Below are 26,525 nucleotides of genomic sequence, written 5' to 3'. Positions count from 1 at the left end.
CGTCTGGGGGAGGGCTCAGCCCTCGGCGACGGCCTGCACGCTCGAGCGGTAGATGAAGATGCGCGAGGTGTTGGTGCGGGTGTCCGCGGGGATGACGAAGAAGCCCTGCCCCGTGCCCTGGTAGTCGTTGGAGAAGCCCGCCACCTGGCGGCCGTCATTGAAGGTGACGCGGATCTTCTGCCCCTCGGGCTGGGGAGGGCGCGCGCCCGTGGCGAACATGAAGAAGATGGCCTTCACGCGCTGGATGGCGATGCGCTCGGGAGCGAAGCCCGCCTGCTGCTCGAGCGGGATGGCCTCGTCGAGCAGGTTCACGTCGCGGATGGCGCCTCGCTTCACCTGTCCCTCCACGGTGTGGATGATGACGCGGTGCTCGCCCTCGATGAAGGCGTTGACGGGCGTCACTGGCACCTGGGGCGCCGCGGGAGTCTTCACGGCGGCCATGGCGACACGGGAAGCGCGGGGCAGGGGCGAGCCGGGCACCGTCGTGGAGGCGGCCGGGGGGACGAAGACGGGCGGAGCCACGGGAGCGGCCCGAGGCGCGACCGCGGCGGCCGGAGGGGGCGCCGGAGGTGGGGCGGGGACGATGACGGGGGCAGGGGCGGGCGCGGGCGTCGCCTCCATGATGTCCTCCGTGACATCGATCTCCTGGGACTCGGGAGGCGCCGCGGCCATCTCGGTGGAGGGCTCGGACGTCTCCCACTCGGGCCGTGCTTCCTCGACGGGCGAGTCCCAGGACTGCGTCGCGCCCTCCGCGGCCCACTCGGGTTGCGGCTCGGCGCTCGGCGATGGCTCGGCGGGCGCTTCCCACCCGTTGTGGTGAGCATCGGCCGATGCGGCCCAATGGGTCTGGGTGGAGGGCTCCTCGGCGGCGGCCCACTCGGGCTGGGCCTCGAGGACGGGCTGCTCCTCGGCGGGAGCACCCCACTCGGGCTGAGTCTCGACGGGCGCGCCCCATTCGGGCTGGGCCTCGAGGACAGGCTGCTCCTCGGCGGGAGCACCCCACTCGGGCTGAGCCTCGGGGGCGGGAGCTTCCTCGGTGGCCCACTCGGACTGCGTTTCGACGGGAGCGCTCCACTCGGGCTGCGCCTCGAGAACGGGCTGCTCCTCGGCGGGCGCACCCCACTCGGGCTGGGCTTCGAGGACAGGCTGCTCCTCGGCGGGGGCGGCCCACTCGGGCTGGGCCTCGGCGGCGGGGGTTTCCTCGGTGGCCCACTCGGCCTGCGTCTCGACGGGCGCACCCCACTCGGGCTGAGCCTCGGGGGCGGGAGCTTCCTCGGTGGCCCACTCGGACTGCGTCTCGACGGGCGCACCCCACTCGGGCTGGGCCTCAAGGACGGGTTGCTCCTCGGCGGGAGCACCCCACTCGGGCTGAGCCTCGGGGGCGGGAGCTTCCTCGGTGGCCCACTCGGACTGCGTCTCGACGGGAGCGCTCCACTCGGGCTGGGCCTCGAGGACAGGCTGCTCCTCGGCGGGGGCGGCCCACTCGGGCTGGGCCTCGGCGGCGGGAGTTTCCTCGGTGGCCCACTCGGGCTGCGCCTCGGCGGGCGCACCCCACTCGGGCTGGGCCTCGAGGACAGGCTGCTCCTCGGCGGGGGCGGCCCACTCGGGCTGGGCCTCGGCGGCGGGAGTTTCCTCGGTGGCCCACTCGGGCTGCGCCTCGGCGGGCGCACCCCACTCGGGCTGGGCCTCGAGGACGGGCTGCTCCTCGGCGGGGGCGGCCCACTCGGGCTGGGCCTCGGCGGCGGGAGTTTCCTCGGTGGCCCACTCGGACTGCGTCTCGACGGGAGCGCTCCACTCGGGCTGCGCCTCGAGAACGGGCTGCTCCTCGGCGGGCGTGGCCCACTCAGGCTGGGCCTCGAGGACAGGTTGCTCCTCGGCGGGGGCGGCCCACTCGGGCTGGGCCTCGGCGGCGGGAGTTTCCTCGGTGGCCCACTCGGACTGCGTCTCGACGGGAGCGCTCCACTCGGGCTGCGCCTCGAGAACGGGCTGCTCCTCGGCGGGCGTGGCCCACTCGGGCTGAGCCTCGGGGGCGGGAGCTTCCTCGGTGGCCCACTCGGCCTGCGTCTCGACGGGAGCGCTCCACTCGGGCTGCGCCTCGAGAACGGGCTGCTCCTCGGCGGGCGTGGCCCACTCGGCCTGGGCCTCGAGAACGGGCTGCTCCTCGACGGGAGCGCTCCACTCAGGCTGCGCCTCGAGAACAGGCTGCTCCTCGGCCACGGGAGTTTCCGCGGAGGCCCACTCGGCCTGCGCTTCGAGGACAGGCTGCTCCTCGACGGGCGCCGCCCACTCGGGCTGGGCCGCGAGGACGGGCTGCTCCTCGGCGGGCGTTGCCCACTCAGGTTGGGCCTCGGCGGCGGGAGTTTCCTCGGTGGCCCACTCCGCCTGCGCTTCGAGGACAGGCTGCTCCTCGGCGGATGCACTCCATTCGGGTTGGGCCTCGAGGACGGGCTGTTCCTCGGCGGCGGGTTGCTCCTCGGCGGGCTCACTCCACTCCGCCTGAGCCTCGATGGGCGCCTGCTCCTCGACGGGCGCCTGCTCCTCGACGGGCGCACTCCACTCGGCTTGAGCCTCGATGGGCGCCTGCTCCTCGGCGGGCGTGGCCCACTCGGCCTGGGCCTCGGTGGGCTCCTGACTCGTGGACTCGCTCTCCGGCTGGTGGCCCCAGGTCGCGCTGGCCGAGATGAACTCCGGCGTGTTCATGAACTCCGCGGCGCTCGTCAGCTGGAGGCGCTCGCCGGTGTCATCGCCCGGGCTGTTGCCCCAGTCCGTGTTCGGATCCTCGAGCGGCACGGGCTCGTCCGACAGCGTGATGCCCGAGTGCACGTTGTGCCCCAGGTAGTCGTGCGCACTGGAGAGCGGAACCGGATCGCTCGGGTCTCCCGAGTCGAACGTCTGCTCACTCGTGCCCCACTCCCCGGGCCGGGTGGCCTCGGGATCGAACGAGTCGGCGACCTCGACGGTGTCCGCCACCAGATCGGGCCCCACCCGCACCGGGTTCAGCTCCAGCGTGGGAACGCGTTGCTCGGACAGCGCGGGCTCGGGCGGAGCGGACTCGGCGGCCATGGGCTCGACCTCGGCACCGAGATCGTCCACGTCGAAGGTCGGCGGATCGGTGACGTCCGAGGCGGCGCTCGTCTCCGTCGCGAAGGCGGGGGGCGCCTCGCTGGACTCGAACTCCTCCACGGGCGTCTCCCAAGGCGTCTCCACCGCGGGATAGGCGGCCTCCGGCTCGGGCGAGGCCTCGAGCTCGGAGACATCGAACGTGGGAGCCTCCTCTTCCGGGAGCGGTGGGGCAGGGGGCGGGAGCGGGACGGAGGACGGGGGATAGGAGGGCAGCGCGTACGAGGCGGTGACCTCCATGCGATCCGCGTCGGGCGCATCGTCGGAGTCGAAAGCCGGCGGTACGCCCGCGTCATCCCAGCTGTCGTAGGTGGGCGGAGGCGGCGCGGCGCTCCCCGTGTCTTCCACCGCGAGCGGCGCGGAATCCCACTCCTCGGACACGGGCTGGACGGGCTCCTCGGCGAGCAACACCTCCGAGGACGGCATTTGCCCCGAAGCGTCGAGCACCGAGATGTCGGTCGCGGGGATGTCGAGGGTCTGGGTGGGCCCCAGGTCCTCTTCCACGCTCGGCGCGGCGGCGGCGAGGGCCGGCGTGGCGGCGGGCGGCTCCGTATCGGAGTTGAGGGACGAGAAGTCGTCCTCGCCCAGCTCCTGGACGGGCTCCGGGGCGCGCGGAGTGGCGACGGGCAGCGGGGCCGCCACGGCGGGCGGCGCGGGAGCCACGGGGGGGTCGTCCCAATCGCCCATGTCGACCGATTCGACGACGCTCTCGGGCAGGGGCTCGGGCAGCGCCGTGGCCCCAGTGACGGGCGCGAGATCGGTATCGGCGACTTCGAAGACATCCTCGGCGGGAGGCTCCACCTCGGAGGGGGTCGCCTCCATCACGGGCGCTTCCGGCTCGGCGCTGTCCAGCGCGGACGTGTCCACCTCGAGGGTGGTCTGCATCACGAACGGGGCGTCGGTGGAGGGCGCTTCCGGAGCCGGGGCCTGCGGGGCGTCGTGGCCGGCGGGGTAGGCGTACCACTGGCCATCCTCGCCGTAGTAGCCCTGGGGCTGCTGGGCGTCGTGGCCAGTGGGGTAGGCGTACCACTGGCCATCCTCGCCGTAGTAGCCCTGGGGCTGCTGGGCGTCGTAGCCAGCGGGGTAGGCGTACCACTGGCCATCCTCGCCGTAGTAGCCCTGGGGCTGCTGGGCGTCGTAGCCAGCGGGGTAGGCGTACCACTGGCCATCCTCGCCGTAGTAGCCCTGGGGCTGCTGGGCGTCGTAGCCAGCGGGGTAGGCGTACCACTGGCCATCCTCGCCGTAGTAGCCCTGGGGCGCTGGCGCGGCGTCCGCGGCCACCGGCTCCGACTCGGTGAGAGCCTGGTCCCCCAGGAGCCCCCGCAGCTCGTTCCATCGAGCCTCTTCCACGGGAGAAAAGCTCCCCCGCGTCCGCTTCTCATTCAGGAAGCGATACTCCCTCATCGCCGCGCGTGTGTCGGACATCCGTCACCTCGCTGCGAACCCGGAGAACCGGTTCTCCAGGTGCAGCGCCAAGCAAGAAATTTCCCGCGCTGGACTCTAGGAGACTCGCGCAGGGGGGTAAACTTCGCGTCCATGGATTCCGCCCGCCTGTTACCTGCGCGAGAGAGCGGCCTTCACGGCGGCGTCCAATTCCGGAACGGTCCGGCCATAGGTATCTCGGAGGACTTCCTCGAAGGCGGCTCCTTCGCCCACCTTGCGAATCAGGCTGAGCAGCCGGCCGGGCCCTCCCTCGGCCAGGAGCTCGCGCACGGCGATGGCCGAGGTGCCATAGGCCATGGCCGGGTCCCCGTGGGAGATGAGGGCCTGACCCGCCATCTGCTCCAGGCGGGGAAGTTGGTCCGCCTGGGCGGCTCCGCGCAGGCGGTTGGCCAGGTTGACGGGCGGCTTGTCATGGCCCAGGTAGCGCCACTCCACGTACTCGGCCAGGCCCTCGTTGAGCCAGACGGGGACGCGCTGGCCGCCGTTCGCGGCCTGGACGAGGTCATCCACCACGGCGTGGACGTACTCGTGCACGAGCGTGGCCTTGGTCTGGCGGGTGAGCTCCGCGGCGTCGTTGATGCGGATGGCGCCCGCCGAGTACAGCCCGGCCACGGCGCGCGCGAGATCGGCGCCCTGGTGGGTGCGGAACTCCTCGCGGGTGTAGAGGACGACATCCACGGGTGACTCGCGCGCCTCGCCGAGCACCTGACGGGTGTGGGAATGGGCCTCGTCGAGCGCGGAGACGATCTTCCCCTCGTACTCGGCGCGCTGGCTGAAATCGCGCGCGTTGTTGAAGTACTTCACGATGAAGCGGCTGTTGGCGCGGGTGCGCATGCCATCCGCGCTCACGCCGGACTCGTAGGTGAGCCCCGAGGCGCTGGAGGCCGGGGGCAGGCCCGCGCTGCCCGTCTCGCCGTTGAAGCGCCGCTCGATGGCGCGCGCCTGGGCGCGGGCCTCCTTCTCCTCGCTGGACTCGCCGCGGGCCTTCTCCATCAGGGGGCGGGCCTGGGCCGCCTCGGGCGAGCGCGGGGGGACGCGCTCGAGCGCCGCGAGCGCGCCCTGGGGATCCTTGTCCTCGAGCAGGAGCCGGCCCAACTCCAGGCCGAAGTAGCCCTCCTTGGGGAAGCGCTGGAGTCCCTTGCGCAAGGCCTCCTCGGCGCCGCCGCGCTGCTCGGTGGCGAGCGAGGTGCGGGCCAGGCAGCGCAGGCCCGGGGCGGTTTCGTCGAAGAGGACGGCGCGCTCGCCGAGGGAGTACGCCATGACGGCGTCCTTGCCGGACAGGGTGTCGCAGCCCTTGACGAGCGCGGTGGCGATGGTGCGCCGCTCGGCGGCGGAGTAGCCCTTGGGGTTGACGGCGGCCCAGGCGAGGTAGAGGTCATCCCACTGCTCCTGGGCGGCGAGCTTCTGGGCCTGGGCGGCCGTGGGAGGAGGGGCGGTGGAGAGCAGGGCGGACAGGAGCAGGGCACGCATCGCGGGGCCATTATGGCCGAGGCTTCGTCCGGAGGGCGAGCGGGCCTCTCGGGGGGCGCTGGCTTCCGGCCCGGACTCCGAGCGACCGCGTCAAAAATGCGCCGACGCGCCCGAGGGGTGCATCCCGGAGGTTGGGCGCGTGGGTGGAACCGGAGCTCAAACGCCTTCGTCGGGCATGAGCGTGCGCAGCAGTTCGTTGTCGGGGCCGAGCGGGCGCCAGCAGGAGGGGGGCGGCGTAGCGAGGAGGGCCGTCCTGACCTGCTTGGCGCGCTCCTTATGGATTTCAGGGGTGTAGGCGATCCACGAGCCGAGTGCCTTGGCGACCTTGAAACGGTTGGTGTCGTCCAGCTCTGTTGGCCAGCCGTCAGGGAGGCTCTGAGACAACATGCGCACGAGCACACCGCGTACAAAACGCGTGACCTGCTGGCGTTGCTCCGCCTCGGCGAGCAATTCACCCAACACCTGCACCCCGGCGACGTCGTCCTCGCCAAGCTCCTTGGCCAGGGCCACCAGCGAGGCGGTGGGGCGCGCTTCGGCGAAGGCGGTGAGCGAAGTGTACCCGCGCTCGCGAACCCGCCCATACAGGCGGACCCTCCAGTGGCCATCCCAGGAACGTCCTCCGCTCATCGCCCCTCCAAGTCGTGGAAACGCTCTACCGGGGGCGCGCCACGTCATTTCGACGGGACATGTATATTTGCGCGAGCGGATATGGCGCTTGATTTGAAGAGTTACCTGGACGCCAGGTTGCGGAACGTCCCCCAGGATTGGGCGCGCTCATGCTTTGTCGTGGATGCGGCCGCCAGGTCTCGCGTGCTTCCTCTGTGCGCGGTGGGCTTGCCCCGGTTACGTGGCTCTCCCGCACTTTATGTGCTTGAGGCGCTTGAACCTGCCCGCCCCTTGATGGGGTTCTCGAGCGGGCAAGCAGGAGGTAACGGCAGGCAGTGAGCGTGACGCGTACAACCCGCGATGAACGAGTTGTTCCCCATTCCCGATTGCCGGGTGGAGCGAGTCGTGTGTAGTGAGTCCACGCGAGCCGTCCTCGTGGTGCGTGCCGAACGTCGAGGCGCACCGTGCCCCTCCTGCAGCGAACACAGCGACGCGCCGCACAGCACCTATGTCCGGCGGCCAGCCGACCTGCCCACCGCGGGATGCCCAGTTCAGCTCGAGTTGCACGTGCGTCGCTTCCGCTGTCACAATGCGAGATGCGCGCGCCGCACGTTCTCCGAACGCCTGCTCGCCCCAAGTGCCCGGCGCACGCGCCGACTCGCGCGGGCCCAGTGTTCGGTGGGCCTGACGGCCGGGGCCGAAGCCGGCGCCAGGCTGCTGCGGCCCTGGCCATGCCGACGAGTCCCGACACGCTCCTGCGACTGATGCACCGCGCCCCATTGCCTCCGTCCACTGCGCCCCGGGTGCTGGGCGTGGATGACTGGGCCTGGCGCAAAGGACGCACCTACGGCTCTATCCTGGTTGATGTGGAGGCGCACCGCGTCGTCGACTTGCTCCCCGACCGGTCCGCTCCCACGCTGACTTCCTGGCTCCGGAGCCATCCTGGCGTCGGAGTCGTGACGACAGCACCCTCAAGTGAGTATGCGCGCGCAGCGGCGCAGTGCACCCCACGCCCAACAAGTCGCGGACCGCTGGCACCTGCTGCTCAATGGGCGGCAAATGGTGGAACGCTGGTTGGCCGGGGCGCATGCGCGTCTGCGTGCACTGCCGCCCGTCGCAGGTGCGCACGACTCCGCCGTGCACCGTCACGCCAGCTTCCCGCGCACACGTAGCGAGTCGCGTGCGCGTGAGGACAGCCGCTCACGGCGCCTCACCGTCTACCAGGCCGTACGCGAGCGCCACCTCGCCGGAGAGCCCTTGCTGAAAATCAGCCGCACCCTTCGGTTGGCGCGCGCGACGGTGCGCAAGTATGCCTCGGCGCCCGGCTTTCCTGAGCGCGCGGTGCGTGAGCCCGCGCCGAGCATCCTCGACCCCTACTTGGAATACCTGGCCCAGAGGCGCGCCGCGGGCTGCGAGAATGCATCGGCCCTGTGGCGGGAAATTCGCGCCCAGGGCTTTGGTGGCACGTCGCGACAAGTCCACCGCTGGCTGCAGACGCGGCGAACCACGGTGGCGCGCTCGACGCCTCACACACGTCGTGGCAACGCCCACTCGAGCCTCCCGCCTCCTGGTGGCGCACTTCCATCATCCAAGCAGCTGGCATGGATGTTCGTTCAACCCAGAGCCACACTCACTCCCATGGAAGCGGCCACGCTGGTGGACTGTAAACGAAGTAATTGGACATAGTCAGGAGCGGTGTCGCTCCACCCACTCATGCATCTGGGGACGGGTCCAGGACCAGGTGAAGGGGTGGGCGTAGAGGCGGTTGTACTCGGGCCAGCTCGCTTCGAGGTGGGCGATGAATTGGGAGCGGCTGGCCTAGTCTCCCCGGTGCAGATAGCGAGCCGCGAAGGCGCGCAGGAGCAACTCGGCCTGGTTGAGCCAGGACGCATGCGCCGGGGTGAAGAGCACCCGGACACATGGGTAGTTGTGTCGCAGGAAGGCGCGTGTTTCCTGGGCGATGTGGCTGGAGCCATTGTCCCAGATGAGGTGGATGCGTCGCAGTTGCCTGTACTCCCCAAGCAACTCGGGGAGCACGGCTCGCAAGCAGGCCGCGTCATTGTGCTCCAGGCACCAACCGCGCATCTGGCCGGTGTGGACCTCCAACTTCACCAGGAAGTTCACGGTGCCGTGTCGGATGTACTCGAACTCACGCTTCTCGATGAGCCCAGGACGCATGGGGCGCGTGAAGCAGCGACGCTCCAACACCTGGATGTTGGGCTTCTCGTCCAGGCACAGCACCACCTCACCGCGCTCGGCCAGAGAGCGCGCACGCTCGTAGCACCAGAGGATGGAGGCCGCCTTGTGTCGGAAGGTGTCGTCCGGAGTCGGTGTCTTCCAGTAGCGAGAGCGATGCGGTTGCAGGTCGGCCTGCCGGAGGATGAGCGCCACCTCGGAGTGGGAGATGGCTGGGGCAATGCCCCGCGGTTGGGCGGCACGTGCCAGGCTGCGCGTGGACCAGTGCGTCATGTGCAGCCCGACTCCGGCCGGCTCACAGCACGCCAGCCGCACCACCCCGACGCGCTGGAGGGGGGGAAAGCTCCCGCGGGCGACCGGGGCGGGGAGCATCCATCACCACGTCGACGCCGAATTCATCGAAGCGACGACAGAGCGCCCAGATGCTTCTGCGGTCCAGTTCAAGCCGGTCAGCCAGTTCCGACACGATGGTGGCCGGGTCATCCATGGCCAGCAGGACACGCGCTCGCCGGGCGATGCGCTGCTCGGTGCGTCCATCTCGCACCAGTCTCTCCAGGTAGGAGGCCTCTTCTGGCAAGAGGCGGATGAGTCGCGGAGGACGTCTTCTCATCCACCAGAGCTATTCATCCCTCGCGACTATGTCCAATAACTTCGTTTACAGTCCACTAGCGCGCCTCGAGCAGGACGCCGCGGCCGCGCGTGTCATGCCGCTGGTGCGCCGCTTCGCGGAACTCGTGCGCGAGCGGGGTGCCACGCATGGTGCCGAGCCCATCAACACCTGCAGGCGCTTCGAGGCGTGGCTGGGCGAGGCGCGCACGTGCGGCGTGCGCGCGGTGGAGACTTTCGCGCAGGGGCTCGCGCAGGACGGCTCAGCGGTTCGAGCCGCGTTGACAACGACTTTGGAGCAACGCTCAGCCCGAGGGGCAGATAACGAAGCTCAAACTCCTCAAGCGCCAGATGTACGGCCGTGCCAGCTTCGACCTGCTACGCCGGCGCGTGCTCCTCGCTGCCTGAGCGCTTCGTGCACATAAAGTGCGGGAGAGCCACTCAAACGGGGCAGGCTCACATTCACGTGCTGGAGCGTTTATCACCATCGAAGGATGGCACATCGGGCGGGGAGGAAACACAGACGGACATGCCCAAGCGATCCTACTTCATCTGACTCAGGAGTCCTCGATTGATGGGGGAGTTCGCCTGGACTTGGAGTATTGTCTCGTCACCATGGACTTCAATACGGTGCGGTTGTGGCGTGATGCATTCGCCAGCATTCAGGAAGACCCGGAAGCGAGCCGGGCCCGCTCTCGCCTGCGTGAGGCGTTCATGGCACTCCGGGAACGAGCCAAGTCCCTGGCGGCCGAAATCCCCCGAGACATGCCCGATTTCACCGTCCACGACATCTCGCATCTGGATGCACTGTGGGAGATGGCGGACCTCATCGCGGGGCCGCAGGTCTCGCTCACGCCCCCTGAAGCCTTCCTGCTGGGCGGCGGTATCCTCTTGCATGACCTGGGGATGAGCTTGGCGGCTTACCCTGGGGGGAGCGATGAACTCAAGCGTTCGGAGGTCTGGCTGGACGCTGTGGCTCGGTTGCTTCGGCGGGAACTAGGCCGATGGCCGACGGCGCGAGAGATCCAGAATCCCCCCGCTGCGCAGGCCTCGGAGGCCACCCGCGAGGCGCTTCGGCTGATGCATGCCGAACAAGCCGCTCGTCTGGGAGAGGTGTCCTGGATGAGCGCTTCGGGTACTCAGTACCACCTGATCGATGACCCGGACCTTCGAGGAGAACTGGGCGCGCTTCTCGGGAGCATCGCACAGAGTCATCATTGGCCTGCCGCTCGCTTGAAAGAGGAGTTCTCCGAGACCATCGGGGCACCGGGGTGGTGTCCTCGCGCATGGACCATGGATCCCCTCAAAGTGGCCTGCCTGTTGCGGCTTGCGGATGCCAGCCACTTGGATTCGCGCCGGGCACCAGGTTTCTTGCAGACCCTGCGACGGCTCCGGGACGTGTCGGAGGCGCATTGGACCTTTCAAAAAAAGCTCCTCAAGCCGCGGCTTGAATCCGAACGCTTGGTGTTCTCCTCGTCCACCCGCTTTTCCGAAGCCGAGGCGCCCGCATGGTGGTTGTGCTCCGATGCCCTGCACATGGTGGATCGTGAGTTGAGACAAGTGGACGCCTTGCTCACGGAGACTGGGCGCACGCGGTTAGCGGCCCGTGGAGTGGCGGGAATCGAGAACCCTCAGCGCCTAGTCGAACTGATTCGAACTGAGGGATGGGTTCCCATCGATACACGTGTGCGGATTCAAGACGTTCCCTCGATTGTCGAGCGGTTCGGGGGCAGACAGCTCTATGGAGACGCGCCCGACGTACCGCTCAGGGAACTGCTGCAGAACGCGTGTGATGCCGTGCGCGCGCGCAGATTGCTGGAGGAACGGGCCAATGACTGGGGGGATGTCACCGTTCGTCTGGGACGGGACGAGGAGGGGGAATGGATCGAAGTCGAGGACACGGGGCTTGGAATGTCACAGGCCCTTCTCACGGGGTCCCTCCTTGATTTTGGAACAAGCTATTGGGGGTCGGAGCTCGCGAGGGAGGAATGCCCGGGGTTGTGGTCTAGGGGGTTCCAGCCGACCGGGAGGTACGGAATTGGTTTCTTTTCGGTATTCATGTGGGGGAACCACGTCCGTGTGAGCACCCGTCGAAGCGAGGATAGTCTGCAGGCAACGCGTGTTCTTGAATTCAGGCAAGGAGTGGGCTCGCCGCCCATCCTTCGTGTGGCCCGCACGGGGGAACGGCTCGTGGATGTGGGGACACGTATCCGGGTGTGGCCGCAGGAATCCCTTCACGAGAGAGACAATCTGCTCTACCCAGATAAGCCGCTCGATCATGGCCCGTATACCTTGTGTGAGTATCTGACGCGTTCCTATCCTGCGCTGGATGTAAACCTCTACGCGGAAGAGCTTCCGCAAGCGAAAAAACTTGTCAGACGAGCCTCGGAGTGGATGCACAAGGACGGACTTGCGCTGCTCAAGGAACTGGGCAGCATCCAATACGGTGATCATTTCGATTCCGATGCTATGGAGAAAATGGGACGAAATCTTCGCCTCATGAAGAATCCGATGGGAGAGGTCGTTGGACGTGCATGTATAGACGTTCAAAGACGATTCAACTCGACCAATTTAGATGTGATGTTGGGAATCCTAGCCACGGGCGGCAAGCTCACAGGTTACGCCAAGTCCATGGCAGGTATCCTCACTGCCTCTCCCTTGACGATGGCACGGCACTCCACCTGTCCGGATGTCGACACCGCCACCCTGGCTCAATGGGCTTCAGAACAAGCCATTCTGTGGCAGCGAGAACCCATATCGGATGAAGACAAGCATTGGGTGGCGGAGCGGGTCGTCCGGTATGGGGGGGACGTGGGGGCGCTACCGGTGGCATTGAGCGCGCGAGGATGGTTGACGCGCGAGGCCATCGCGACGAGTCAATGGCCTGAACCCGTTATCCTGCTCGATCCGGTAAGCATCCATGCACCTCGGGGTTATTCCACGGAGTTTGGATATGGTGTCCTTGAGATGCATCGGAACAGCGACTTGAACATCATCCACCCGGCCATCCTGCTGGTCAGGTTCGTGGATCCTGTCGCGACGGACACGTGGTGGTCCACTTGGCTGGAGTCGGCGGCAGAGGCGGAGGCCAGTGCCCTCGCGCAGGGACAGACAGTCTTCACTCAGAACCGCACACTGGCCGCGAGCGTGGTGGATGCCCTGGCAAGGGCTTGGTCCATTTCAAGCGAGGACGTCGTCCTCTCGGAAATACTCATGCAGGAAGTCGAAGAACTGAAAGGCGTTCTCGAGAGTGCGAAGGGGGAAGCCCTCACCGTGGGAGGAAGAGGCGCGTTCTGCCTGCGCGTGTCCCGGCGCAGCGCTGCCACGTGATGTCCCGGCCATTTGCCATCATCCCGTTGCTCCATCTGGGCGGCCGTGGTGTCCGTCGTCCTTGAGAGGAGTCGCTGTCCCGGGATGTTGCGTGGCTTCGCCGTGCGCATCTCCGAGACCTCCGCACGGGTGCTGGCCCGTCTGGGAATCGGACACGATGTACGCGTTCGCATTCCCGCTCGTGCTCGCGGAGTTGAACGGACCATTGAGTTGGTGTGGCTGAGACATCCCCTCGTATCAGGCCTGATCCAAAGTCCGAGAGGGAGGTTTTGAAGGGGGCGGGCCCGGGGGCAAGCCGTTTCAGGCAAGAGCGTGGCGTGCTCCCAGCAGGCGCTCGCGACAGGAGCGCCTCGGGGAGGGCAACTGGCTGAGGACGGACCCGCGAAGCCGAGGAGGTGGAGGCAGAGGAGGCCGGAGCCGGGCGCTGGCGGGCGCTCAGGCAAGTGGGGCCAGACTCTCCGGGAGCACCGCCAGGCCCAGCAAGCCTTGGTAGAGCACTTCCTGGCAGCGGGCATACGACACGGGCCGTCCATCCTTTGGCGGCAGGTGCGTGCGCACCAGCGCCAACAGGTTGTAGGCCAGCAAGCGCAGCCAACTGAGCACCACCGGTGCTTGTCCTCTCAAGCTCGCCGAGCCCGTGTCTTCCTCCAACACCACGTCCGCCGTCCAATTCGGCCCGTTCTCTATTCCCCAATGCCCTCTCACCACCGTCAGCAGCTGCTGTCCGGACAACTCCCCGCTGGGGATGGAGGTGACAAACAATCTCGTTTCCACCTCGGACAAGCTCCCCTCCCGCTCCCGCCTGCTGCGCACCCACACCCATTGCTTCGCTTCGGGAAACTCTTCCGTCTCGGGCACTCGCACCGCTCTCACCTCCCGCTCCACCCACTCGCCTCGTGCTCGCTCTCGCACCGACACCTGCACGGGCGCTGTCCCCAACGCCACCCACATCATTGGGTAGAGCCGCTGGAAGTTCTCTTTCACCGCGAACAGGTAATGCTTGCCCGCCTCTCTCACCGCCTTCGCGTTCGCCGCACTCGTCAGCCCCGCGTCTGCCGTCACGTATTTGAAATGCTCTCCATACTTCTCCACCACCCTGCCCAGCAGCGTGGGGAAGGCCGTCGCCTCCCCTTGCTTGCCCTCCAGCATCATCTGGTCGAGCACCGGGCATGCCCTGCTGCTGGTGAGCGCTGCCCTGAGCGCGAAGGGGTACCAATACTCCTGCCCCTTCTCGTCTCTTGTCGTGTGGCTCGGCTCGCACGGCGCTTGTCCTCGCGTGCTCTCCCCCGCCTTGTCGTCAATCGACACCACTCCCGCTGCCATCCTGTCCTGCCGCAGCACTCCCTGCTTGAGCGCTGTCCGCACCGATTGCCGCAACACCTTGTCCAACCCCTCGGGCTCGAGCTGACTGAGCAGTCTATCCAAGGTCGTGTCCGACACAGGTCCGCGCAATCCCTCAGGCTCGGTCCCTTCGCGCACCAGGTCCACACTCAACGCCTCTACCTGTCGCAGCACTCTTCTTCCCGTCGCCATCCCTTGCACCAACAGCGACAGTATCGCCCCCAAACCATGCCTCTTGCCGCGATTTGTCCGGGGGTCCACTATCTGCTTGAACGTGATTGCCAACCGCGTCATCATCCCCTGCACGGGCGAGGTGTCTTCTCTCTTGCGACTCCTCGCTTCTCCTTGCCGTTCAGGGAGTGTGGAGGGCCCGCCAGCTCTCCCGCCCCGGTTTTTCTCCCTGCCCATTTCCACTCTCCAAATGGCCCCAACTTGGGCCCGCGTCCTACCTGTGTCGGGCTCGTGCCACGCGAGCAGCCCTGCGCCGCTCGCTTCTCCTCAGCCCGTGGGCGGGCACCTTACCTCGCCCGTAGGTCCAGGTGGGATAACTTCTCCCGTGGGACTTTGAATCAAGCCTGGGCCAAGGGAGAGGTGGGATTGGACGACTATGAGGTGAGGAAATGGCGAGGGTGGTACCGCCACATGACGCTGTGCCTGGTAGCACATGCATTCCTGGCGGCCGCGCGAGTCATGGCCAACGCGTCCGAGAAGGAGCACCCAGTCCCAAAACGCCTGGGCCCGCCGCATCGAAGAAGTCGCATGGGAGCGTTTCGACGGCGGCGAGGCCTGTCCTTATCCGCTTCAGTGTTCAGGAAGTGAGACGTCTGATGTGGAAACTCGCGCGGTGGGTGGTGCGGCCCGCGCTGGACTTCATCCTGCGCTGGAGCCGCTGGCGGCGCCACCATCAGGCCGTCGCCAAACTCTGCCACTACCGCCGCAGAGCGCCCAATATCCACGTCCAACTGTAGTACTAGGTGAGACTCGCGCTCCCGTCATGCGCACCGCACGGCCCGACTCGGGCACCCATTCTCCCGCGCTCCTCTTCTAGCCTGTCTTCGCCGTGACTTGAATGCACAGAGTGAAACCCTGATTAACCAGCTTAAGCTGACCTCAGCATCTCTCGGCTGCCCCGTCCGTTCCTCCGCAGGCGATTCTTCACTCCTCGCGCGATGACACAGGGACGCTAGGTGCTAGGTTCCGGATGAACCAAGACGGCATGTGAAGTGTTTCGTACCAATCCAGAGGGGACCAGGAATGTCGGGAGCACGAGGAAGGTCAGTGCGGCTGAGCATGGGACGCGGCGTCTTTTTCGGGCTGCTGATGCTGAGTGGATGCGCCTCGGGGGGTCGAGCAGCCTTGTCCCCCCCCAGTACGCTGCCCTCCTCACCCGCCCCTGCCCCTCACCCGCCCCTGCCCCTCACCCGCCCCTGCCCCCTCACCCGCCCCTGCCCCCGCCAGTGAAGCCGGAGATGCCCGGAGTCAGTTCGATCTTGGCTCGCGGTACGAGGAGGGGCAGGGAGTTCCCAAGGACGAGCGCCGAGCCGCCTCGCTCTATGAACAGGCCTGCTCCGGGGGCCTTGCCCAGGGGTGTAGCAACCTCGGCGCGCTCTACGACAACGGCCAGGGCGTGCCCAAGGATGAGCGCCGCGCCGCCGCGCTCTATGAACAGGCCTGCTCTGGCGGATACGCCAAGGGTTGCTTCAACCTCGGCGTGAGCCACATGACGGGCCAGGGCGTGCCCAAGGATGAGCACCGCGCCGCCGCGCTGTGGGAGCAGTCCTGCACTGGCGATCTTTTCCAGGGATGCACGAGCCTCGGCGTGCTCTACGCCAACGGCCAGGGCGTGCCCAAGGATGAGCACCGCGCCGCCGCGCTGTGGGAGCAGTCCTGCACTGGCGGACATGCCACGGGTTGCTTCAACCTCGGCGTGCTCTACGCCAACGGCCAGGGCATGCCCCAGGATGAGCGCCGCGTCGCCGCGCTCTATGAGCAGGCCTGCACCGGCGGTCTTTCCCAGGGATGCACGAGCCTCGGCACGCTCTACTTCAACGGCCAGGGTGTGCCCCAGGATGAGCGCCGTGCCGCCACGCTCTATGAGCAGGCTTGCACCGGCGGACATGCCACGGGTTGCTTCAACCTCGGTGTGCTCCACGAGGAGGGCCAGGGCGTGCCCCAGGATGAGCGCCGTGCCGCCGCGCTCTATGAGCAGGCCTGCACCGGCGGTCTTTTCCAGGGATGCACGAGCCTCGGCGTGCTGTACTTCAACGGCCAGGGCGTGCCCCAGGATGAGCGCCGTGCCGCCACGCTCTATGAGCAGGCTTGCACCGGCGGACATGCCACGGGTTGCTTCAACCTTGGCGTGCTGTACTTCAACGGCCAGGGCGTGCCCCAGGATGAGCACCGCGTCGCCGTGCTCTATGAGCAGGCCTGCACTGGCGGTTTTTTCCAGGGATGCACGAGCCTCGGCACGCTCTACTTCAACGGCCAGGGCGTGCCCAAGGATGAGCACCGCGCCGCCTCGCTTTATGAACAGGCCTGCACTGGCGGACATGCCACGGGTTGCTTCAACCTTGGCGTGCTGTACTTCAACGGCCAAGGCGTGCCCAAGGACGAGCGTCGCGCCGCCGCGCTCTATGAACAGGCCTGCTTTGGCGGATACGCCAAGGGTTGCTTCAACCTCGGCATGCTCCACGAGGAGGGCCAGGGCGTGCCCAAGGATGAGCGCCGCGCCGCCGCGCTCTATGAACAGGCCTGCACAAGCGGTCTTTTCCCGGGATGCACGAGCCTCGGCGTGCTGTACTTCAGCGGCCAGGGCGTGCCCCAGGATGAGCGCCGTGCCGCCACGCTATGGGAGCAGGCTTGCACCGGCGGACATGCCACGGGTTGCCTCAAACTCGGCTTGATCCACGAGGAGGGCCAAGGCGTGCCCAAGGATGAGCGCCGCGCCGCCGCGCTCTATGAACAGGCCTGCACCGGCGGTGACGTCCAGGGATGCACGTGCCTCGGCGTACTCTACATCAACGGCCAGGGCGTGCCCAAGGACGAGCGCCGTGCCGCCACGCTGTGGGAGCAGTCCTGCGCTGGCGGACATGCCACGGGTTGCCTCAAACTCGGCATGCTCCACGAGGAGGGCCAGGGCGTGCCCAAGGATGAGCGCCGCGCCGCCTCGCTCTATGAACAGGCCTGCACCAGCGGAAATGCCAGGGGTTGCTCCAACCTCTCCGCGCTCCGGGAGAAAGACCAGGGAGTGCCCAAGGATGCAACGACTGTCTTCGGGGTGGCGCTCTCCTCCGCGAAGCGACAGGACATCCGGCGAGCCGCCAGGCGGGAAGGAGTCGTGCCAGAACGAGAGGACGACGCTTATTGGTACGACCTCTACCCGGCCAAGGATCTGCTCGACGGCGCCGACAAGCTTCGGGTGGGCTATGTGGCCGCCACGGATCAATTGGCGGTCTTCCAGTACGAGTTCCCCTCCTTCATAGACATCGAACAAGTCGGCCGGATCTCTTCCATGGTCCAGGCGAAATACGGAGCACCGAACTCCAAGAAAGGAAGGATCGGCCTCGGGAAAGTGGTGCACACCTGGAATCGGCGGGACGGCGTGGTCATCACCGTGTCTCGGGACTGGCCCTCCACCACGACGTTCCTGACCTTCACGATCCCCTCCGCGAAGAAGGCCATGGAGGCCGAGATCGCGGCGAGCGACAAGGCAAAGGTCGAGAAGCAGAGCAGGAAGAACTCCCAGGCGTTCTGAGGCTCACCTGGCTGCGGCCTCGGGTTCCACGCTCGCTCCCTCCGCATCCGGTGGAGGGACCAGAACGATTCAGCCGCGCAGGGTGAGGAGGGCCACCAGACTCACGAGGAAATAAGGGACGAGGCCCCCGGCCCCCGCGTAGTCCTTGGCCATGCGCTGGCCGAAGAAGAGGGCCACGAAGGAGAGTCCGGAGAGGGCCGCGCCCCACATGGCCACTCGCGTGGAGCCAGGGAGCACCAGGAACACCAGCCCGGCCGCGCTCACCGCGCCAGCGGCCAGCTCCAGCACCGTGAGGGTCGCCAGCAGCAGCGGCACCATCCCGCGCAGCGGGCTCTTGGCGAAGTGTCCGGTCAGCCACCCCAGGTTGCCCTTCCAGTCGATGACCTTGTCCAGGCCAGACTGGAGGAAGGTGATGGCGAGGAAGAGGGTGCACAGCGCCTGGACGAGCCAGAGGGGGAAGAGGTTCGAGTCGGGAGTCGGCATATAGGGCAGGCACTCTAACCTGCCTGCCCGTCTACCCTCGGCTGTCGAAGTAGGGCGAAAGCGGACCTGCCCAGAGACTGGGGACGTCTCGCGCGTTCGTGCCAGGTGCCGGGTTCGGTTTAATCCATTTATGGCCTTGCGATGGCGTGCAGGTCGACTGCGCGCCCGTCGACGTATTCTTGATCGTCAGGGTGCCAACGCCAGTACCCGCCGCGATGAATCCGCCGACGCTATCCGTCGAGTAGGCGTAGTACGGCTGCCCTCCCAGGGTCGAGCCGTTCGACAACCGGAAACCGTATTGCGGCAGTCGCGTTGCCGGGTGCGAGGTGTCGTTGTCGTTCATGTAGGAACGGTACTGGCCATTGGCGGATCCATACCGCCAGGAGCCGCCATGATCCTCGGACCACGCCACATGTTCGTGCGGATCGAGTGACAGGAGGGCGCCAGTCGCCGAAGTGCTTCGCGAACTGCACCGCTCGCGACCTTCGCCGAGCACGGCCCCCGTCCGTCTTCAAGTCGTTGCCATCACGTCGAACTCCGGACGGGTAGCATCACGGCGCTACGCTCCTTCTGGCGCGACCTGGACTGAGCCTTCCGGCTACCGCTCGGGGGTCGCTTCCTGCTCGAGTTGTCCGTGCTGGAGGGAACCGTCCGTTCGGCCGGGAGCGGTTGTGCGGGGGGTTGTCCGTGAGCATGCGTGGGGGTCTGGGATGAGGTGGGGTGCGTTCGTTGTTGAGAAGGCAGAGCCATGTGTACCTCGTCCCGCGCCAGCGCCCTGAGTCATGAAGCCCTCTCGAGGGCCGGGCGGCGGGTGTGCATCGAGGTCGGGGCCTTGCCTGGCGACCGCGCCCACCGCTGAGGCGCGGGCGCGTCCCTCATTCGCACGTGTGGCTGTGATGGCACGGGCACGAGTGCTTCCACCACCCCATCGCCAGGAAGGAGCATGTCCATGTGGACTCTGACCACTCTCGCCTTGTTCACGGTTTCGTTTCTCGGGTTGGCGGGCCTCGTGGGGTGGCTCTCCACGCGCATGGACTCCTTCGTGGTTGCACTTCATGGTGCGCGCCGGCTTCATTTCGAGGAGGCGCCTTGGCTGCATGAGTTGATGGCGCACCTCAGCATCGCCGCGGGGATTCCCTCTCCCCCTCTCTACGTGGTGCGTCGCCCGCGGCCGAACGCGTTCTCCTGCGGCCTGGGCTCTCGCTCGTCCAGAATCATGCTCACGAGCGCCGCGCTCGAAGAGCTCGATGAGGCCGAGTTGCGTGCCATGCTCGCGCATGAGCTCGCGCATATCGCTCATGGCCACACGCGCCGTGCCACGCTCGTGGCCGTGCTGGCGGCGGTGCTGATGAGGGTGGGGGCGAAGTGCGGGGGACGCGCACGCACGCTGGATGCGCGGGGCGCGGCCATCGCGCGTCGGGTGCTCACTCGGCTGCATCGGTTGGGGACTCCGCCCGAGCGGGATCTGATCGCCGACAGAACCGCTGCCGGGCTGCTCGGAGACGCCCTGGGCCTGGCGGCCTTGCTCGCACGGTTGAAGGAGCGCGCCACCTGGGGGGAGCTTGTTTCTCTCTCCGAGGTGGGAACCCCCTTCACGGCCCCCAGCTTGGAGGGGCGCTCCCTGGACGAGCGCATCCATCAGCTCAGGAGGATGGCCGCCGAGGAGCAGGCGCGGCGAGCGAAGGCCCTCATTCTCCGCTCGCTTCGTCGTGGCCCTCGGTTCTACCCACGCGTGGGAGCCACGCGGCGGCGGAGTGCCAGCAGCCGGCCGCCGCCCTTCGCCCGGCACGACCTCGCCAGGCAGGCATCCGCCTGATGCATCCCCGAGGCCTCGAGCTCGCCTCATTGCTCCCACCCCGGGTTCTCCTCACTCTACAGACATGGTCACGATAGTCGCCCTGGGCGTGATGGTGATCGCCATCGTCCTGCTCTCCATCGATCGCATTCCCATCGAGCTGAGCTCCCTTGCCATCATCGTGCTGTTGGTGCTGAGCGGGCTCGTGACGCCGCGGGAGGCCCTCTCCGGGTTCTCGAGCGACACGGCCATCTTCATCTTCACGCTCCTGGCGCTGACGCAGGGGCTCAGTGCGACTGGTGTGATGCAGCTCGTGGGCCGGCGGCTGCTCTCCCTCTCGCGTTTCAACCCACGGGTCTTCGTCGTCATGATGCTGGTGGCCGTCTGCGCGTTCTCCTCCGTTGCGTCGAACACGGCGGTGACGGCGGCGTTTCTGCCCGTCGTGACCGCGGCGTCCGCTCAGGCGAGAGTGGCCCCGCGCGGGCTGTTGATGCCCATGGCGTTCACCTCCATGCTGGGGGGCGCCATCTTCCTGTTCGGCACGTCCACCAACCTCGTTGTCAGCGCGGCGCTGGAGCAGGTGGGACTCGAGCGCATTGGCTTCGCCGAGCTCGCGCCGGTGGGGCTCCCCCTGGCGGTCGTCGGCATCATCGCGACGCTGATGCTCATGCGGCGCTTCCTCCCGGAGCGCGGCGCGGAGGGCGGCGAGAGGGCCCTGCCCCGACGAGAGTACGTGACGGAGGCGGTGCTCACGCCTGGCTCCCGTCTGGTGGGAAAGGAGCTTCGCTATGTCACCGAGGGACTTGGGATTCCCGTGCGGGGACTCGTGCGCGATGGCGTCACGTTGCCTCCCGAGCCCCGGGAAGTGCTCGTGGCTCAGGAGCACCTCATCATCGCTGGCGGCCTGGACGACATCCTGCGTGTGAAGGATCTGCGCAGCATCGGCCTCAGCGCCGATCTCCGGATTCCCGAGCGTCAGCGACAGGCGTATACCCTCGTCGAGGTGTCGGTGCCGCCGACGTCGGCCCTGGCCGGCAGGTCCTTGCGCGACATTCGCTTCGCGGAGCGCTACGGGCTGGTGGCGCTGGCCATCCACCGCCATCCCACGCTCCAGAGCGCCCATGAGCATCTGAGCTTGATGGATAACCTCAGGGGAAGGGATGCCCTGAAGAACCTCTCCCTGGCCGTGGGCGACATGTTGCTGCTCGGCGGGCCCGAGAAACGTGTCCGTGAACTCGAGCGGGATGAGGAACTGACCGTGCTCGGCAGTGTCGAATATCAGCGGCCGCGCTACCGTCGCGCCGTGCTCTCCGTGTGCATCTTCGCCAGCACGGTGATCATCGCGGGGCTGCGAATCACTTCACCGGCCATCGCGGGGCTGGCGGGCCTGGTGATGATGGTGGCGGTGGGCTGCGTCGACTCCCGCACGGCGTTCCGTGTGGATTGGCGGGTCGTCATCATGATTGGCGCGTTGCTGACCCTGGGGTTGGCGATGGAAAAGAACGGCGTGGGAGAGTTCCTCGCCCAAGGCGTCATTCCCCTGGTGGGCATCGTGGGACCACGCGGAGTGCTCTGCGTGCTCATGATCGCCACCGTCCTGCTCTCCGTGCCCATGAGCAATCAGGCCGCCGCGCTGATCATGCTTCCCGTTGGAATCCATGCCGCGCTGGACATGGGGCTCGATCCGCGAGCGTTCGCCATGGGGATCTGCCTTGCCGCGTCGTACTCGTTCCTCACGCCCCTGGAGCCGTCCGCCGCACTGGTGTACGGCCCCGGGCGCTATCGCTTCCGCGACTTCCTGCGCGTGGGCACGCCCCTTTCCGTGCTGATGCTCACGCTGCTGACGGTGGCCGTGCCGCTCGTCTGGCCATTCACGACCGTGGGCTAGCCCGCCTGTGGTCGTCAATACGCACCTGCTCTTCACCGGGCTGGAACTTTTACGGCGTGTGGCGTCCCTGGTGCCTCCTCCTCGGGCAAACCTCACGAGCTTCCACTGCGTCTTCGCTCCAGGCACCGAACTGCGGCCATTTCTGGTCCCCCAAGCAGGAGAGGAGGAGGCGAGCGAGGGGAGAGAGGCAGCGGCCAGGAGTTCTCGCGCAGGTGCGCGACGGAGAACGTGTCGGGAATCAGCAGGATGTTGGGCGCGCGGCGCAGCAGCCACGCGAGTGCGACTTGCATGGGCGTGGCGCCGAGCCGCCGCGCGACGGAGGACAAGGTGGACGACCGCAACGGGCTGAACCCGCCGGCGTCCTCGACGGGGTGATGCGGGTCAAACATGCTGCATCATGCGTCGTGAAGTCCCAGCCTCCCCCATTTCTCCAGGCCCACCATGCCGCCCCATCAACCCACCGTTTGCGACCCGAGTCCGGACCTCCTGCCCAACCTCAGGAGCGACCAGCGCGTCCAACTGCCAGTCTTTTCCAGCGCGCCCAGCTTCCGCTGTCCGCACTGCCAGACGCTCACCTCTTTCGAGGTCTCCGAGTTCTCGGAGGAGGCACGGGGCTTTCCAGAGCGCGCCGCCTTCGACAAGGCGAGCCGCACGCTGCGCTCCCGGGGATGCCGCCACCGGGACTTCCCCTGCCAGGGCTGCCACCGCGCGGTGCGCGTGGTGTACGGGGCCTTCGAATTCGCGATGTCCTCGTACCTGTTCATCCCCGAGCAGGTGCTGCTCGGTACCCCGCGGCCGTGAGCCACTGAAAGCCGAGCACGGGTGAATATCGGTGTCCCGTCCACACCGATGGGTCGGCGGTTTCCGGCATCGAAACAGCGGTGTCACCACCGTCCAGCGGGTTCGAGCGCAATGGGGACTTCTACGATTCAGCCGCGCAGGGTGAGGAGGGCCACCAGACTCACGAGGAAATAAGGGACGAGGCCCCCGGCCCCCGCGTAGTCCTTGGCCATGCGCTGGCCGAAGAAGAGGGCCACGAAGGAGAGTCCGGAGAGGGCCGCGCCCCACATGGCCACCCGCGTGGAGCCAGAGAGCACCAGGAACACCAGCCCGGCCGCGCTCACCGCGCCAGCGGCCAGCTCCAGCACCGTGAGGGTCGCCAGCAGCAGCGGCACCATCCCGCGCAGCGGGCTCTTGGCGAAGTGTCCGGTCAGCCACCCCAGGTTGCCCTTCCAATCGATGACCTTGTCCAGGCCAGACTGGAGGAAGGTGATGGCGAGGAAGAGGGTGCACAGCGCCTGGACGAGCCAGAGGGGGAAGAGGTTCGAGTCGGGAGTCGGCATATAGGGCAGGCACTCTAACCTGCCTGCCCGTCTACCCTCGGCTGTCGAAGTAGGGCGAAAGCGGACCTGCCCAGAGACTGGGGACGTCTCGCGCGTTCGTGCCAGGTGCCGGGTTCGGTTTAATCCATTTATGGCCTTGCGACGGCGTGCAGGTCGACTGCGCGCCCGTCGACGTATTCTTGATCGTCAGGGTGCCAACGCCATCACCTGAGTGCCATTGGGGCCCCATCCTGGAGCCCGGCGTGCGGCACCCCGTTATTCGTAGGTGCCCTTCACGGTCACACCCTCGAGATCGTAGTCCCCGTACGAGCACGCGAACCAGGTGCCCGCGGCCGGGTTGTCGAGCGTGCAGGTCCCCAGTCCGTAGTCCGGATACGTCTTGCAGGCATGGGCCGCCTGGGTGGGCTGCTCGCCGTGTCTCACGTACAGCTCCGGGGGGACGTTCCACCCGGTCCTCGTGAGCCGCTCGTTGAAGACGACCGAGCGCATCCCGCTCGGCACGTCCAGGGTGAAGCACTTCCACACGCCTCCCTTGTACAGGTAGCGGGCCGTCTCCACGCCGTTGGCCAGCACGCTGTCACCGGGGATGCCGAGGGTGTACGCGCCCGTCAGCTCCAGGCCCGAGGCGGGGCTGGAGAAGCCGCCGATCTTCACGTACCAGGTGCCGGCCCGCGGGCGGAGGAAGGTGCAGTTCGCATCGGAGACCCTGCCCGGATTGCAGTCGGACGTGGTGGTGGTCGGCTCGGCGCCGAAACGCACGTACATGAAGGCGCTCCCCCTGCCACTGGCCGAGCGGACCATGTCGAACGAGAGCTTGCCCGCGCCCGCGGGCACTTCCAGCGTGTAGGTGCAACTCCAGGCATTGGCCTCGGCGGAGATGCCCGTCTCCTTCACGCCATTGGCGAGCGGGGTCGAGCAGGCCGTCATGCCCAGGGCGCGAGGCGCGTCGGCGTGCTCCGTCGACTCCGCATCCGGGGCCTCCACACCGCAAGCCACGAGGGGCAATGCGAGGAGCACGGCTGAAATCCGATGACGCATCACGGGGACTATCTCCTGCTGGCCAGTGGCGGAGGTGCCACGGAGGCCGCGCCCCGATGCAAACAGAAGACGGTGATTTCAAGGAATCCTTTTGACCTCCTTACAAACTTGAAATTCGACCATCGCGGAGCCCTGGCGTGACACACGCCAGGCCCTCCATCTGGGGCGTTCCCTCAAGCGGGGCGGAGCCGGGGAGCGCCGCGCGGCCGCCCTGTCAGCGCGTGTAGCGCTGCACCGTGGTGACGTCGGAGGAGGCGGAGCCCCCCGTCACCAGCACCTGGCCCGTGTGCAGGAACGTCACGGCATGGGCCGCGAGCGGTGCCGTCAGCGCTCCCGCGGCCAGCCAGGTGTTCGTGGACGGGTCATACAGCGACGCCTGGCCGGTGGAGCGCGTGACCAGCACCTCGCCCGAGTAGAGCAGGGTCGCGCTGGCGGCCGAGTTCCCGGAAGCCAAGGCCGGGCCGGAGGTCCACGGGGTGGCGCCATACGGATCGTAGATGTCCACCGCGTCACTGCCGCCGCCAAGCACCAGCACCTTGCCCGAGTAGAGCCGGACGGCGATGTGGCCGGAGCGGGCCCGAGGCATGGCCGCCACGGACGACCAGGCGTGGGTGGAGGGGTCATACTCCCGCGCGTCCTGGGACACGGTGCCGGGGGCACTCGTGCCGCCGAGCACCAACACCCGGCCCGAGTGGAGTCGCGTCGCCGTGTGGCCCCAGCGCGGCGGGCTCACGGGGGCCTCCGAGCTCCACGTGTTCGTGTCCGGGTCGTACACCTCCACGGAGTCCGTCGCGCCCTGGGAGGACTCGCCGCCCACCACCAACACCTTGCCCGAGTCGAGCAGGGTCGCCGTGTGGTAGCCACGGGGAGTGCTCATGACGTTCGCGGACGTCCAGGTGCGCGTGGCGGGGTCATAGACCTCCGCGCTGGAGCGCCAGGCGCTGGGCCCGCCGAGCCGTCCACTCAGTGCCAGCACCTTGCCCGACGGGAGCACGGTCGCGGTGTGGTTCTGGACGCGCGAGTCGATGGGGGACCCCGTGGGCGTGGACACGTTGTCGTAGGGGTTGAACACCTCCGCGGTGGTGCCGCCGAGCACCAGCACCTCGCCCGAGGAGAGGAGGGTGGCGGTGTGCATGGAGCGCGCGGAGCGCAGGGCACCCGTCACCGTCCAGGAGCCCACGGCCTGGGCCTCCGGGGTCGACGAGGCGACGAGGGTGTAGGTCGGCGGGCGGGTGGTGAAGAAATGGGGGAACGTCGCGACGTAGTAGGGGCCACTCCCGGTCTCTCCCTGGAGGGTGCCCACCTTCTCGCCCCGGACCTTCAGGGTGGTGCCGTCCGTCAAGAGGGACAGCTCCCCGTTGAGGACCTCTCCCGGAACGCCACCGGAATAGCCCTCGTAGAAGGTCGTGTCGCTCACCCTCTCCAGGGTGTCTGGCGCCAGGTGCAGCACCTGGAGCCGGATGCCCGCGCCCCGGCGGAACCGCGAGTAGTTGTTGACGTAGCTGACGGCGACCCCGAGGTCGTTGGCGGCCACCGACATCTGCGGGGGCGAGTAGACGACGTTGAGCTCCACGCTCGCCGCGCCCCAGGGACAGGTGGGGGACGCCTGCCGGGTGACGGTGGGGTAGTACTCGGTCGGCATGAACGGAACCGGGTTCGTCCGGTACGAGAGCGCGAAGGTACACCCGCGCGAGACCGCGGAGCTCAGCGCGGCGGCGCTCGTGACGAGCGGGGGTGACTCCTGGGCGGCGGGCTCGCCACAGGCGGTCATCAACAGGGAGACCGCGAGGGAGACCACGGGTTTCATGAGGCGCATGCGTTCGACTTCCTTTCGGCGCGTCTGTCCGGGGCAAGGCAGACGTCTCGTCACGACCAGGGAGCTTGGCTTCTCAATGACCGCGCAGCGGAGCATATACCCACAGGCGCTCGCCGAGCTGGCGCGCGGCCGCGAGATGAGCCACTGGAGGTGGTTCGTGTTCCCGCGGCTCGCGGGCCTGGGCCGCGGCGACATGGCCCGGCGCTGCGCCATCGTCAGGAGCGGACAGCGCGAGTGGACTGGGCAGGGCGGCTACGAAGGACCTTCGTGTGGGATGTGTTCGCCCGCGGCATGAA

General features: G+C 67.6%; 21 protein-coding genes and 2 pseudogenes. 11 read left to right on the top strand and 12 right to left on the bottom strand.

Annotation, left to right across the window (positions count from 1 at the left end; genetic code table 11):
• Nucleotides 1-15: 15 nt before the first annotated feature.
• The 3 genes from MEBOL_RS07900 to MEBOL_RS07890 form a co-directional block, all read right to left on the bottom strand.
• Nucleotides 16-4,470 carry a DUF6982 domain-containing protein gene (locus MEBOL_RS07900; protein WP_157774811.1) on the bottom strand — a complete coding sequence of 1,485 codons (4,455 nt, stop codon included), beginning with the start codon at nucleotides 4,468-4,470 and terminating at the stop codon, nucleotides 16-18.
• Nucleotides 4,471-4,674: 204 nt separating this feature from the next.
• Nucleotides 4,675-6,033: a peptidase MA family metallohydrolase gene (locus MEBOL_RS07895; protein WP_095976837.1), complete on the bottom strand. Its 1,359-nt coding sequence runs from the start codon at nucleotides 6,031-6,033 to the stop codon at nucleotides 4,675-4,677.
• A 156-nt stretch (nucleotides 6,034-6,189) separates the two neighbouring features.
• Nucleotides 6,190-6,660, bottom strand: a complete 471-nt coding sequence (locus MEBOL_RS07890; RefSeq protein WP_095976836.1) for an NUDIX hydrolase — start codon at nucleotides 6,658-6,660, stop codon at nucleotides 6,190-6,192.
• A gap of 339 nt (nucleotides 6,661-6,999) precedes the next feature.
• Between MEBOL_RS07890 and MEBOL_RS41000 the strand changes: the two genes are divergently transcribed.
• Entirely contained in the window at nucleotides 7,000-7,404 is a 405-nt protein-coding gene (locus tag MEBOL_RS41000) for a transposase family protein (RefSeq protein ID WP_157774810.1), read from the top strand.
• Nucleotides 7,371-7,811 carry a transposase gene (locus tag MEBOL_RS40995; RefSeq protein ID WP_342747749.1) on the top strand — a complete coding sequence of 147 codons (441 nt, stop codon included), beginning with the start codon at nucleotides 7,371-7,373 and terminating at the stop codon, nucleotides 7,809-7,811. Before MEBOL_RS41000 ends, MEBOL_RS40995 begins: the two co-directional genes overlap by 34 nt.
• Before the next feature lie 646 nt (nucleotides 7,812-8,457).
• On the opposite strand, the gene MEBOL_RS07880 is transcribed toward MEBOL_RS40995, so the two are convergent.
• Both MEBOL_RS07880 and MEBOL_RS07875 read right to left on the bottom strand, forming a co-directional pair.
• Entirely contained in the window at nucleotides 8,458-9,108 is a 651-nt protein-coding gene (locus tag MEBOL_RS07880) for an IS630 family transposase (protein WP_245919546.1), read from the bottom strand.
• A 22-nt stretch (nucleotides 9,109-9,130) separates the two neighbouring features.
• Nucleotides 9,131-9,445 carry a helix-turn-helix domain-containing protein gene (locus tag MEBOL_RS07875; RefSeq protein WP_245919544.1) on the bottom strand — a complete coding sequence of 105 codons (315 nt, stop codon included), beginning with the start codon at nucleotides 9,443-9,445 and terminating at the stop codon, nucleotides 9,131-9,133.
• Between the two features lie 55 nt (nucleotides 9,446-9,500).
• On the opposite strand from MEBOL_RS07875, the pseudogene MEBOL_RS42625 reads away from it, so the two are divergent.
• Both MEBOL_RS42625 and MEBOL_RS07865 read left to right on the top strand, forming a co-directional pair.
• A pseudogene (locus MEBOL_RS42625) lies at nucleotides 9,501-9,849 on the top strand (transposase); the annotation flags it as partial.
• A gap of 207 nt (nucleotides 9,850-10,056) precedes the next feature.
• The gene (locus MEBOL_RS07865; protein ID WP_157774808.1) at nucleotides 10,057-12,771 is read left to right on the top strand and encodes an HD domain-containing protein; all 2,715 of its coding nucleotides are present in this window, start codon (nucleotides 10,057-10,059) and stop codon (nucleotides 12,769-12,771) included.
• A 435-nt stretch (nucleotides 12,772-13,206) separates the two neighbouring features.
• Here MEBOL_RS07865 and MEBOL_RS07860 read toward each other — a convergent pair whose 3' ends face one another.
• Entirely contained in the window at nucleotides 13,207-14,211 is a 1,005-nt protein-coding gene (locus MEBOL_RS07860; protein WP_245919542.1) for an ISAs1 family transposase, read from the bottom strand.
• 480 nt (nucleotides 14,212-14,691) lie between these two features.
• Between MEBOL_RS07860 and MEBOL_RS42620 the strand changes: the two are divergent.
• The 3 genes and pseudogenes from MEBOL_RS42620 to MEBOL_RS07850 form a co-directional block, all read left to right on the top strand.
• A pseudogene (locus MEBOL_RS42620) lies at nucleotides 14,692-14,931 on the top strand (IS701 family transposase); the annotation flags it as partial.
• Nucleotides 14,932-14,939: 8 nt separating this feature from the next.
• Nucleotides 14,940-15,080 (top strand): hypothetical protein, encoded by a 141-nt coding sequence (locus tag MEBOL_RS41810; protein ID WP_170115460.1) that lies wholly within the window; start codon nucleotides 14,940-14,942, stop codon nucleotides 15,078-15,080.
• A gap of 359 nt (nucleotides 15,081-15,439) precedes the next feature.
• Complete coding sequence (locus MEBOL_RS07850; RefSeq protein ID WP_095976832.1) at nucleotides 15,440-17,866, top strand: SEL1-like repeat protein; 2,427 nt, start codon at nucleotides 15,440-15,442, stop codon at nucleotides 17,864-17,866.
• 69 nt (nucleotides 17,867-17,935) lie between these two features.
• Here MEBOL_RS07850 and MEBOL_RS07845 read toward each other — a convergent pair whose 3' ends face one another.
• Nucleotides 17,936-18,349, bottom strand: coding sequence for a DoxX family protein (locus tag MEBOL_RS07845; protein WP_095976831.1), 414 nt, complete (start codon nucleotides 18,347-18,349; stop codon nucleotides 17,936-17,938).
• Between the two features lie 31 nt (nucleotides 18,350-18,380).
• Nucleotides 18,381-18,692, bottom strand: a complete 312-nt coding sequence (locus MEBOL_RS07840; RefSeq protein ID WP_245919540.1) for a hypothetical protein — start codon at nucleotides 18,690-18,692, stop codon at nucleotides 18,381-18,383.
• 606 nt (nucleotides 18,693-19,298) lie between these two features.
• On the opposite strand from MEBOL_RS07840, the gene MEBOL_RS07835 reads away from it, so the two are divergent.
• Both MEBOL_RS07835 and MEBOL_RS07830 read left to right on the top strand, forming a co-directional pair.
• Nucleotides 19,299-20,165, top strand: a complete 867-nt coding sequence (locus MEBOL_RS07835; RefSeq protein ID WP_218920884.1) for a M48 family metalloprotease — start codon at nucleotides 19,299-19,301, stop codon at nucleotides 20,163-20,165.
• Nucleotides 20,166-20,229: 64 nt separating this feature from the next.
• Nucleotides 20,230-22,032: an SLC13 family permease gene (locus tag MEBOL_RS07830; RefSeq protein ID WP_095976829.1), complete on the top strand. Its 1,803-nt coding sequence runs from the start codon at nucleotides 20,230-20,232 to the stop codon at nucleotides 22,030-22,032.
• A 92-nt stretch (nucleotides 22,033-22,124) separates the two neighbouring features.
• Here MEBOL_RS07830 and MEBOL_RS42255 read toward each other — a convergent pair whose 3' ends face one another.
• Nucleotides 22,125-22,421: an aldo/keto reductase gene (locus MEBOL_RS42255; RefSeq protein ID WP_425437601.1), complete on the bottom strand. Its 297-nt coding sequence runs from the start codon at nucleotides 22,419-22,421 to the stop codon at nucleotides 22,125-22,127.
• A 52-nt stretch (nucleotides 22,422-22,473) separates the two neighbouring features.
• On the opposite strand from MEBOL_RS42255, the gene MEBOL_RS07820 reads away from it, so the two are divergent.
• A complete protein-coding gene (locus tag MEBOL_RS07820) occupies nucleotides 22,474-22,833 on the top strand; it encodes a hypothetical protein (protein ID WP_095976828.1) in 360 nt (119 codons plus the stop codon).
• Between the two features lie 128 nt (nucleotides 22,834-22,961).
• Here MEBOL_RS07820 and MEBOL_RS07815 read toward each other — a convergent pair whose 3' ends face one another.
• From MEBOL_RS07815 to MEBOL_RS07805, 3 genes are all read right to left on the bottom strand, one after another.
• Nucleotides 22,962-23,375: a DoxX family protein gene (locus tag MEBOL_RS07815; protein ID WP_095976827.1), complete on the bottom strand. Its 414-nt coding sequence runs from the start codon at nucleotides 23,373-23,375 to the stop codon at nucleotides 22,962-22,964.
• 255 nt (nucleotides 23,376-23,630) lie between these two features.
• Entirely contained in the window at nucleotides 23,631-24,413 is a 783-nt protein-coding gene (locus MEBOL_RS07810) for a PPC domain-containing protein (protein WP_342747792.1), read from the bottom strand.
• Between the two features lie 214 nt (nucleotides 24,414-24,627).
• On the bottom strand, nucleotides 24,628-26,229 hold the full coding sequence (locus tag MEBOL_RS07805; RefSeq protein WP_245919538.1) for a Kelch repeat-containing protein: 1,602 nt from the start codon (nucleotides 26,227-26,229) through the stop codon (nucleotides 24,628-24,630).
• On the opposite strand from MEBOL_RS07805, the gene MEBOL_RS07800 reads away from it, so the two are divergent.
• Nucleotides 26,219-26,524, top strand: a complete 306-nt coding sequence (locus tag MEBOL_RS07800) for a DUF1810 family protein (protein ID WP_342747748.1) — start codon at nucleotides 26,219-26,221, stop codon at nucleotides 26,522-26,524. The two genes, MEBOL_RS07805 and MEBOL_RS07800, sit on opposite strands and share 11 nt — an antisense overlap.
• Nucleotide 26,525 lies beyond the last annotated feature (1 nt).

The organism is Melittangium boletus DSM 14713 (genome assembly GCF_002305855.1).
GTDB classification, from domain to species: domain Bacteria; phylum Myxococcota; class Myxococcia; order Myxococcales; family Myxococcaceae; genus Cystobacter; species Cystobacter boletus.
Note: the sequence above shows the minus strand (reverse complement) of the source record. Positions and strands in the feature narration are given on the sequence as shown.

What these genes read in the sequence shown, in the direction of transcription:
- MEBOL_RS07800 (WP_342747748.1), top strand. Translation starts at nt 26,219, where the DNA reads ATGAGGCGCATGCGTTCGACTTCCTTTCGGCGCGTCTGTCCGGGGCAA.
- MEBOL_RS07805 (WP_245919538.1), bottom strand. Translation starts at nt 26,229, where the DNA reads ATGCGCCTCATGAAACCCGTGGTCTCCCTCGCGGTCTCCCTGTTGATG.
- MEBOL_RS07875 (WP_245919544.1), bottom strand. Translation starts at nt 9,445, where the DNA reads ATGAGAAGACGTCCTCCGCGACTCATCCGCCTCTTGCCAGAAGAGGCC.
- MEBOL_RS07810 (WP_342747792.1), bottom strand. Translation starts at nt 24,413, where the DNA reads ATGCGTCATCGGATTTCAGCCGTGCTCCTCGCATTGCCCCTCGTGGCT.
- MEBOL_RS41810 (WP_170115460.1), top strand. Translation starts at nt 14,940, where the DNA reads ATGTGGAAACTCGCGCGGTGGGTGGTGCGGCCCGCGCTGGACTTCATC.
- MEBOL_RS07830 (WP_095976829.1), top strand. Translation starts at nt 20,230, where the DNA reads ATGGTCACGATAGTCGCCCTGGGCGTGATGGTGATCGCCATCGTCCTG.
- MEBOL_RS41000 (WP_157774810.1), top strand. Translation starts at nt 7,000, where the DNA reads ATGAACGAGTTGTTCCCCATTCCCGATTGCCGGGTGGAGCGAGTCGTG.
- MEBOL_RS07895 (WP_095976837.1), bottom strand. Translation starts at nt 6,033, where the DNA reads ATGCGTGCCCTGCTCCTGTCCGCCCTGCTCTCCACCGCCCCTCCTCCC.
- MEBOL_RS07815 (WP_095976827.1), bottom strand. Translation starts at nt 23,375, where the DNA reads ATGCCGACTCCCGACTCGAACCTCTTCCCCCTCTGGCTCGTCCAGGCG.
- MEBOL_RS07865 (WP_157774808.1), top strand. Translation starts at nt 10,057, where the DNA reads ATGGACTTCAATACGGTGCGGTTGTGGCGTGATGCATTCGCCAGCATT.
- MEBOL_RS07835 (WP_218920884.1), top strand. Translation starts at nt 19,299, where the DNA reads ATGTGGACTCTGACCACTCTCGCCTTGTTCACGGTTTCGTTTCTCGGG.
- MEBOL_RS42255 (WP_425437601.1), bottom strand. Translation starts at nt 22,421, where the DNA reads ATGTTTGACCCGCATCACCCCGTCGAGGACGCCGGCGGGTTCAGCCCG.
- MEBOL_RS07845 (WP_095976831.1), bottom strand. Translation starts at nt 18,349, where the DNA reads ATGCCGACTCCCGACTCGAACCTCTTCCCCCTCTGGCTCGTCCAGGCG.
- MEBOL_RS07840 (WP_245919540.1), bottom strand. Translation starts at nt 18,692, where the DNA reads ATGAACGACAACGACACCTCGCACCCGGCAACGCGACTGCCGCAATAC.
- MEBOL_RS40995 (WP_342747749.1), top strand. Translation starts at nt 7,371, where the DNA reads ATGCCGACGAGTCCCGACACGCTCCTGCGACTGATGCACCGCGCCCCA.
- MEBOL_RS07820 (WP_095976828.1), top strand. Translation starts at nt 22,474, where the DNA reads ATGCCGCCCCATCAACCCACCGTTTGCGACCCGAGTCCGGACCTCCTG.
- MEBOL_RS07880 (WP_245919546.1), bottom strand. Translation starts at nt 9,108, where the DNA reads ATGACGCACTGGTCCACGCGCAGCCTGGCACGTGCCGCCCAACCGCGG.
- MEBOL_RS07890 (WP_095976836.1), bottom strand. Translation starts at nt 6,660, where the DNA reads ATGAGCGGAGGACGTTCCTGGGATGGCCACTGGAGGGTCCGCCTGTAT.